Annotated in this window: 4 protein-coding genes, 2 pseudogenes and 2 CRISPR repeat arrays; of the genes and pseudogenes, 3 read left to right on the top strand and 3 right to left on the bottom strand. The window is 70.3% G+C overall.

The window, feature by feature from the left end; genetic code table 11:
- Positions 1–773: 773 nt before the first annotated feature.
- From ACZ6MA_RS26470 to ACZ6MA_RS26460, 3 genes and pseudogenes are all read right to left on the bottom strand, one after another.
- Positions 774–905 (bottom strand): annotated as a pseudogene (locus ACZ6MA_RS26470) (recombinase family protein); the annotation flags it as partial.
- Between the two features lie 116 nt (positions 906–1,021).
- Positions 1,022–1,288 (bottom strand): annotated as a pseudogene (locus ACZ6MA_RS26465) (recombinase family protein); the annotation flags it as partial.
- A 65-nt stretch (positions 1,289–1,353) separates the two neighbouring features.
- Complete coding sequence (locus ACZ6MA_RS26460; RefSeq protein ID WP_469436497.1) at positions 1,354–2,136, bottom strand: aminoglycoside adenylyltransferase family protein; 783 nt, start codon at positions 2,134–2,136, stop codon at positions 1,354–1,356.
- 24 nt (positions 2,137–2,160) lie between these two features.
- A CRISPR array of direct repeats spans positions 2,161–3,043; the repeat unit is 29 nt; unit sequence CGGCTCACCTCCGCCTGCGCGGAGCGGAC.
- A 1,823-nt stretch (positions 3,044–4,866) separates the two neighbouring features.
- Positions 4,867–5,506: a CRISPR direct-repeat array (repeat unit 29 nt; unit sequence CGGCTCACCTCCGCCTGCGCGGAGCGGAC).
- A gap of 514 nt (positions 5,507–6,020) precedes the next feature.
- Here ACZ6MA_RS26460 and ACZ6MA_RS26455 point away from each other — a divergent pair.
- From ACZ6MA_RS26455 to ACZ6MA_RS26445, 3 genes are all read left to right on the top strand, one after another.
- The gene (locus ACZ6MA_RS26455; RefSeq protein WP_469436496.1) at positions 6,021–6,800 is read left to right on the top strand and encodes a helix-turn-helix domain-containing protein; all 780 of its coding nucleotides are present in this window, start codon (positions 6,021–6,023) and stop codon (positions 6,798–6,800) included.
- Positions 6,801–6,818: 18 nt separating this feature from the next.
- Positions 6,819–8,012 (top strand): M20 family metallopeptidase, encoded by a 1,194-nt coding sequence (locus tag ACZ6MA_RS26450; RefSeq protein ID WP_469436494.1) that lies wholly within the window; start codon positions 6,819–6,821, stop codon positions 8,010–8,012.
- 144 nt (positions 8,013–8,156) lie between these two features.
- Complete coding sequence (locus ACZ6MA_RS26445; RefSeq protein ID WP_466842297.1) at positions 8,157–8,327, top strand: hypothetical protein; 171 nt, start codon at positions 8,157–8,159, stop codon at positions 8,325–8,327.
- Positions 8,328–8,394: the final 67 nt, after the last annotated feature.

Here is an 8,394-nt window from a genome sequence, read left to right as displayed (position 1 = left end):
CTGCGCCCATTGGACCTCATCGCTTGCCTCATGGCGGCTATTCAGTGGTTCCGGAGCAGGAGCGCTGCCAGGACGAGAACTGGCAAGCGTCCTGGCGCCCCCCTCGCCGGAGGCCAGGCCGCCCGTTCCCCTCCGTTGGCGCGAAGAGGCTTCCTGCGAGTTTCCCTTGAGCTGCGGCCCCCGGGCTCACCTCCGCTCGCGCGGAGAGCACCGAGGGGACGTACCTTTGTCCACCCGGAGGCCCGGCTCACCTCCGCCTGCGCGGAGCGGACCCTTTGCGACCGGGGGTGTTGTGGGGGCTTTGCCTATTCGTGATTCAAGGAACGTGGCTCTGTGCCCATTGAATCTGATCGACGACCCCTTGGCGGCTGTTCAGTAGTTCCGGAGCAGGAGCGCTGGCCAGAGGTCAGCCTGACGGTCATTTCCTGGCAACCACTTTCGCAGACGAGGCCGACGGCACCCCTGCGCTCTGCGCACGCCCTGGCGGTCCGAAACGGCATACCCCCGCCTGCGCGGAGCGGACACAGCGGCGACGGAACGCATCCAGCTCGATCGCTTCCATCGGCAGCATCAACGGCTCATCCAAGTCTGCCCTGCCGAGCACCGCCGTCTGGATCCGCCGCCTGTCCGTGCGCACACTTTCCCGTCCCCTACCGCCAACAAACCTTGTCACCAGCCGAGTGCACCAACCAGATCGCCTCTCGGCTCGACTCAGGCCGTACGCCCCAGATGGCCCCGGAGTCCTATCTCTGACCCCAGCCGCAAGGTAGCGGTCAGGGCTTCGCAGGCGCGGTGCCTTTGGGCTGCCGGGGCACGGTCTTCTCGCGGTCGAGGTGGCCGTAGACCGTGGAACGGGGTACCCCGAACAGGTCGGCGATCTGCTGAACAGTCTTCTCCCGCGCGTCGTAAAGCTGCTGGGCGAGCGCGGCCTGGTCCTCGGTGAGGCTGGGGCGCCGACCGCCCTTGCGCCCGCGGCGGCGAGGCCGTCCAGCGTGTTCGCCACGATGAGCTCGCGCTGGAACTCTGCCAGTACTGACAGCATTCCGAACAAGGCCCGGCCCTCCACCGTGGAGGCCTCGATGCCCTGCTCAATCACGTGCAGCCCGATGCCTCGCTCGCGCAGGTCGGCGCCGAGGGTGACGAGGTGGAGGACGGAGCGGGAGAGGCGGTCAAGCCGGGTGATCTTCAAGGTGTCGCCGGGCCGCAGCAGCTGCAGCACGAGGTCGAGCTTCGGACGGGACGCCTTCGCGCCACTCGCAGTGTCGACATGGATGTCGTTCCGCTCCACCCCGTGCCGCAGCAGTGCGTTGATCACTTGAGGGTGCCTTCGTTTTCCGACACTGATCGCTCTGCCTATCGTGGGACCGGGTACTCATCCCGTCGGTGCAGGCGGTCGATCCGGGTGAGCACCTCGTCTATGAGCGGGCGAACCTGGGCCTTCACCCTGTCGCTCCAGACCTCGTCCTGGTAGTGGCAGGTGAGGTACAGCTTCCGTGCGTGTTCCAGGGCGGGGCGGTGTTCCGGAGGAAGGTGGGCAAGGGCCCAGCTGGCGGCTTCGTCCTTGGTCTTGATCTCGCCGGTGGCGAGGGTGGTCCAGATGCGGGCGAGGGTAAGCAGGACGTTGCGGGTGTCGTCGTCCAGTTCGGCCAGGAGTTCGGGGATGCCCGCGACACTCGCCCGGACGAGGTCGGCATGCGGTACCGGGTCGAGGAGCTTGGCGGGAGGCGGCCCGGTCAGGGGATGGTTGCCTGACAGAGTTACGGTGAGGACCAGGGCCAGGTCCGGCATGGGGCCGGGCTGCGGCGGCTCGCCAGTCTGGAGTTCGTCGCGCAGCCATTCGCCGTAGAGGAAGTCTCCGGTCGGCGGGAACCGCCAGGGGCGGACCTGGGACTGGACGACGACGGTGAGTTCGATCGGCCGCACAGTGGAAGAGAGGCCGGAGATTGCAAGCAGGCCCTGGGTAAGCGCACGCCGCGTCGGCTCGTCGAGACTGCGCCGGGTGACGGCCAGGACGTCAAGGTCGCTGGCCGGGGCGAGGCCCCCGAGCACGGCGGAGCCGTGGAGGTACGTTCCCAGGAGCTCTGGTCCCACGACGTCGCGGACGAGTCCAACGGTCTGCTCAAGCTGATCCACCACACCAGTGTCGGATACGACCTCAGGCGGCAAACCTCCGCCTGCGCGGAGCGGACATCAACAAGCCGTCAGGTGTCCAGTCCGGCACCAGCTCACCTCCGCCTGCGCGGAGCGGACAGTAGCTGACCGAACAGGGTTCGCGGAATGACCGGCTCACCTCCGCCTGCGCGGAGCGGACCAGGCCCGATGGGGAGACGGCCCGGAGGTCATCGGCTCACCTCCGCCTGCGCGGAGCGGACAGGAAGCAGCGTCGAAACGCGCCTGCTGAACGCGGCTCACCTCCGCCTGCGCGGAGCGGACAGCACCTGAAACAGGCGCTCCATCCCGAGCATCGGCTCACCTCCGCCTGCGCGGAGCGGACCCCCACGAAGGCCCGCACCGTCCGGTGCGGGCCGGCTCACCTCCGCCTGCGCGGAGCGGACTGACGAGACGTAGAGGTGGCGCTTTCAGCACACGGCTCACCTCCGCCTGCGCGGAGCGGACTCGATCCGTTGGAGTGTCAGCAGACGGAGAAGCGGCTCACCTCCGCCTGCGCGGAGCGGACCGGGTGAACACCAGGACCGGGGACGCCTTGTCCGGCTCACCTCCGCCTGCGCGGAGCGGACATCCCGGCCGGGACCACGTGCGCCGTGTGCGCCGGCTCACCTCCGCCTGCGCGGAGCGGACGGCGGTCGAGCAACTGGAACTGTTCCCCGCAGCGGCTCACCTCCGCCTGCGCGGAGCGGACTAGCCGTCGTGGTTCTGCACCGGCGTCCATGCCGGCTCACCTCCGCCTGCGCGGAGCGGACACGGCCGGCATAGTGGTTGAAACCCGCGCGCGTGGCTCACCTCCGCCTGCGCGGAGCGGACGTCAAGGTATAGCGCACACAGGCTCACAAGTCCGGCTCACCTCCGCCTGCGCGGAGCGGACCCTTCGCGACCTGGGGCGTTGTGGGGGCCTTGCCAATGCGTGACTTCAAGGAACGGGCTTCTGCGCCCATTGAACCTGATCGCTTGCCTCATGGCGGCTGTTCAGTGGTTCCGGACCGGGAGCGCTGGCAGGACGAGGACTGGGCTAGCGTCCTGGCGTCCCCCTCGCCGGAGGCCAGGCCGCCCGTTCCCTTCCGTTGGCGTGAAGAGGCTTCCTGCGGGTTTCCCTTGAGCTGCGGCCCCCGGGCTCACCTCTGCTCGCGCGGAGAGCACGAGTATCCGCAGAAAAGATCAACAATGACAGACGGCTCACCTCCGCTCGCGCGGAGAGCACCACCCTGATCAACCGCCGGTGGGTGACGCGGACGGCTCACCTCCGCTCGCGCGGAGAGCACGCGACCAGCACGGAGGACCTCAACACCGGGCTCGGCTCACCTCCGCTCGCGCGGAGAGCACCCCTTCGCGACCTGGGGCGTTGTGGGGGCTTTGCCGATTCATGACTTCAAGGAGCAGGCTCTACGTCCATTGAATCTGATCCCTTGCCTCATGGTGGCTGTTCATTTGTTCCAGAGCAGGAGCGGTGGCCAGACAACAGCCGACCGATCCTCCTGGTAACCACTATCGCCGACCAGGCCGACGGCACCCCAGTGCTCCGCGCTTGCCCTGGCAGCCGCAACGGCTCACCTCCGCCTGAGCGGAGCGGACGGGTCGATGCCGCCCTTGGAGCCCACCGGCGGCTCACCTCCGCCCGCGCGGAGAGCACGGCCTGATCATTCCTCGCAGGCCCAAGGGATATGGCGTACATCCGCTCGCGCGGAGCGGACTCCTCAGTCAGGATCCGCGGGCGCCGCTGGCGCGGCTCACCTCCGCTCGCGCGGAGAGCACTGACCCAGCGACCTGTACGGGCCCGCGTAGGCGGGCTCACCTCCGCCTGCGCGGAGCGGACGGGCCGACGCCCTGTACGCGGGCACGGGTGAGCGGCTCACCTCCGCCTGCGCGGAGCGGACGGGGTGCTGGCCGTGCTGGTGCACTCGGACGACGGCTCACCTCGCCTGCGCGGAGCGGACCGCGCGAGGTAGACCAGCAGGGACAGGATCTCCGGCTCACCTTCGCCTGCGCGGACCGGACCAGCTCGAATGGGAACAGGGCGAGCACGTCACCGGCTCACCTCCGCCTGCGCGGAGAGCACGGGCCTGGGCTTCCGACGAAGACCCTGTGCGACGGCTCACCTCCGCCTGCGCGGAGAGCACGACCGCGCGGTGTGGGTGGTGAGCCCCGACACCGGCTCACCTCCGCCTGCGCGGAGAGCACGGCCTACCTCCGCAACCTCTGACCCGTCAGCGCGGCTCACCTCCGCCTGCGCGGAGAGCACTCCAGCGGCGGGATCGCGGGGTCGGGCTCGTGCGGCTCACCTCCGCTCGCGCGGAGAGCACGTGGTCTACGACCGCCCGAACCGGGAATGCCCCGGCTCACCTCCGCTCGCGCGGAGAGCACTGCGCCCACCTGCGGGCCCTGGCGTAGACGTGCGGCTCACCTCCGCCTGCGCGGAGCGGACGCCGACCTGGCCCGGCGTGGACGCCACCACGGCGGCTCACCTCCGCCTGCGCGGAGCGGACCCTTCGCGACCTGGGGTGTTTGAGGGGCTTTGCCAATTCGTGACTTCAAGGAACGGGCTTCTGCGCCCATTGAATCTGATTGACGGCCTTGTGGCGGCGGTTCAGTCGTTCCGGAGCAGGAGCGCTGGCAAAACGAGAACTGGGCAAGTGTCCCGGGGCCCCTTCGCCGGAGGCCAGGACGCCCGTTCCCCTCCGTCGGCCTTCTTGCCCGGCTCACCTCCGCCTGCGCGGAGCGGACAAATCCACTGCGTCCGGGCATTCGGGCTTCGGCGGCTCACCTCCGCCTGCGCGGAGCGGACTTCGGCGTCGAACGCACCGTGCGCACCGTTCTCGGCTCACCTCCGCCTGCGCGGAGCGGACGCCGACCCTCGCGGTCTTCGCGAAGTTGCGGGCGGCTCACCTCCGCCTGCGCGGAGCGGACGTGCTGCCCGGGTTGTAGAAGCCCGAGTTGTCCGGCTCACCTCCGCCTGCGCGGAGCGGACGCCTGGTCCTGGACGAACTCGGGGACTTCGCACGGCTCACCTCCGCCTGCGCGGAGCGGACCCCTGCACGGCACCGAGGGCGAGCGGGAGACGCGGCTCACCTCCGCCTGCGCGGAGCGGACGCGGTGACGGCGGTCTCCACCGCCTCCCTCACCGGCTCACCTCCGCCTGCGCGGAGCGGACTCCATGATCGATGCCACGTACCCCTGCGTCTCCGGCTCACCTCCGCCTGCGCGGAGCGGACCGGCCCCTGAGCGTCTACGTGGACGCCGTCGCCGGCTCACCTCCGCCTGCGCGGAGCGGACACCAGGACGGCGTAGAGCCGGGTCGCGTGTTCCGGCTCACCTCCGCCTGCGCGGAGCGGGCCCTTCGCGACCTGGGGTGTTTGAGGGGCTTTGCCAATTCGTGACTTCGAGGAACGGGCTTCTGCGCCCATTGAACCTGATCGCTTGCCTCATGGAGGCTATTCAGTGGTTCCGGAGCAGGAGCGCTGGCAGGACGAGGACTGGGTAAACGTCCTGGCGTCCCCCTCGCCGGAGGCCAGGCCGCCCGTTCCCCTCCGTTTGCGCGAAGAGGCTTCCTGCGAGTTTCCCTTGAGCTGCGCCCCCCCGGCTCACCTCCGCCCGCGCGGAGAGCACGAGGCCAGGCCGGTGGGCGTGATGACGGCGACCGACGCACCTCCGCTCGCGCGGAGAGCACTGACGAACCGAAGGCCCCGCCATGGTGCGGGGCGGCTCACCTCCGCCTGCGCGGAGCGGACTCGGGGCAAAGGGTTGTTTCTGACAGTGACGCGGCGTATGGCCGTGGCCTGTGAGGGCCTTCTGAACCGCCAGCGCGCAGGGAAGACTGCGGGTACATGCCGGCGGATGGGGAGGGGGCGGTGTCCGTGGCCGCGGCCAGAGATGCGGATTCGGCGCTCAAGCGGGCCCGGGTGGCGCGGAACATGACGCTGGAGGAGGCCGCCGACGCCCTGAACGCGATCACCGGCGGGGCGACGGACGCGAGCCTGCTCAGCGCGTGGGAGTCCGGGCGGCGCCGTACGGGCAAACGGAACCGGGCCGGGTTGTGCCAGCTGTACCGCGAACGCCCGGAGGTGCTGTTCGCTCATCAGGACGGTCCAGCCACCAGTGTGCTGGAGTCCTCCGGCACCGCCGTGGTGGTCAAGGTGCTCACCCGCTGGACGGACCTGGTCGAGGCGATGGTCGACGTCGCAGCCGGGGCGCGTGAGCAGCTGGTCGTCACCGGCTCCCGGAGCAGGGAGAAGGCGTATCTGGCGGCGATCGAGACCGCCGTAGCCCAGCACCCGGACCTGGTCCACTACCGGGTGCTGTACGGGCCGCCGCGGCACCGGGCGCTGGCCGACCACCTGGTACGGCTCCTGGAGTTGCGCGATCCGTCCGCGCGCCGCAACGGCGTGAAGACGCTGCACATCGGGCTCGTCGAACCCACAGAGGCGCTGGAACGCTTCTTCGTCGCCTCCGAGACACAGGCCGTCGTGCCGCTGCCCAGCTTCCACGGGGCCGAGGGTTTCGACTGCGGCGTCTTACTCGGTCGTGAGGCGGCTGTAGGGCTGGTCCACCATGGGCGGGAGGCGTGCGCGTCCGCGCGGCCGGTGGAGACGATCGAAGCCGTCCGCGCGCTGCCCGTACGGCACAACTGACACGTGGTGGGGAGAGACGTGAGCGAGAGCCTTCAGGAGGCCGCCCAGGCCCGTACGGGGTCCGTGGTCGAGCTGGCCCAGGAGCTGATCCGTCGGCCGAGCCGGGGCGGGATCGACGATTACGAGCCCGTCCTTACCGTGCTGGAGGACTGGCTCGCCGCCCGCACCGTGCCGCACCGGCGTCTGCACGACGAGGCGGGCGAACTGGTGGGGTTGCTGGTGGAGATCCCCGGCGGCCGGCCGGGGCCGTGGTGGACGCTGGACGCGTGCGTGGACACCGCCCCGTACGGAGACGAGACCGCCTGGTCCTTCCCACCGGCCTCCGGCGACATCGTGGACGGCTGGCTGCGCGGCCGTGGCTCGGCTGACTCCAAGCTCGCCGCGGCGGCGTTCTGCCACATCGCCGCCGACCTGCTGCCCCGCGCCTCTGATCTGCACGGCGGGCTTGCCGTGCTCCTGGACGTGGACGAGCACACGGGCGGCTTCGGCGGTGCCCGCGCCTACCTCGCCGATGAGGCCGCGGCCCGCCCGGCCGGGGTGATGATCGGCTACCCCGGGCTGGGCGACGTCGTCGTCGGCGGCCGGGGCCTGTGGCGGGCCACCATCGCCGTGCACGCCCCCTCCGGGCACTCCGGGTCCAGCAAGACCGTGGTCGGCGCGATCACCCGGGCCGCCCACCTCGTACGCCTCCTCGACGCGGCCGAACTGCCGGGCGTGGACGGCGGCTCGGGGTTCCCGCTGCCGCCGAAGCTGTCGGTGACCTCCTTCCACGGCGGCCAGGGCTTCTCGGTCACCCCCGACCGGTGCGACCTGAACGTCGACGTGCGCACGACCCCCGGCTTCGACGCCCACGACGCCGAGACCCTCATCCGCAAGGCCGTCGCCGAACTCGACGCGGAGCTGCCCACCCCGTGCCCGACCGAGGTCACCACAGTCGCCACGTGGCCGCCCTTCCGGCTCCGCGAGGACGAGCAGCCCGCCGCCGCCTTGCTGGGCGCCGCCGCATGGGCGGGACTTGCGGTGAGGGCGAAGACCGCGGGCCCGTCGAACATCGGCAACCTGCTCGCCGGGGAGGGCATCCCGGCCACCGCCGGCTTCGGGGTGCCGTATGAGGGGCTGCACGGCATCGACGAACGTGCCCACCTCGCCGAACTCCCCACGGTGTACGCCGTCTACCACCAGACCGTCCTGGACCTTCTCCAGGCGGGCTGACCTCCCAAGCGCGTCCCAGTTTTCTCCCAGATCCACTCCCAGCAAGTACCCATCTCCGTCTCTGGGAACGGACCTTCGAACGCGGTGACATGGAGACAGCACCAAGCACCACCTCCACATCCACCGATGACAAGGGAACCGGTCATGGCCGAGCAGACCACCGTCACCACCAAGCCCGCCGTCCAGGACAAGCCCGCCGCGGCACCGAGCACCAGCGGCTTCGCGCCGCAGATCAGCACCCACCCGGTGGCCGCCCTCACCCTGGGCCGCCAGACGTTCAACGACTCGGACAAGGACAACTACTTCGAGGGCTGAGAAGCCCGAAGGACCTTAAACCGAGCACCCCGGGGGCCGGCCGTCGTACGGCCGGCCCCCGGGCGCG

The sequence above is a fragment of the Streptomyces sp. NPDC042259 genome (genome assembly GCF_055582085.1).
The sequence above is the reverse complement of the archived record's forward strand: the minus strand, read 5'-3'. Positions and strand labels throughout refer to the sequence as shown.

Bases quoted from the DNA above. Each gene is read 5' to 3' on its own strand.
- ACZ6MA_RS26445 (WP_466842297.1), top strand. From the start codon at position 8,157: ATGGCCGAGCAGACCACCGTCACCACCAAGCCCGCCGTCCAGGACAAG.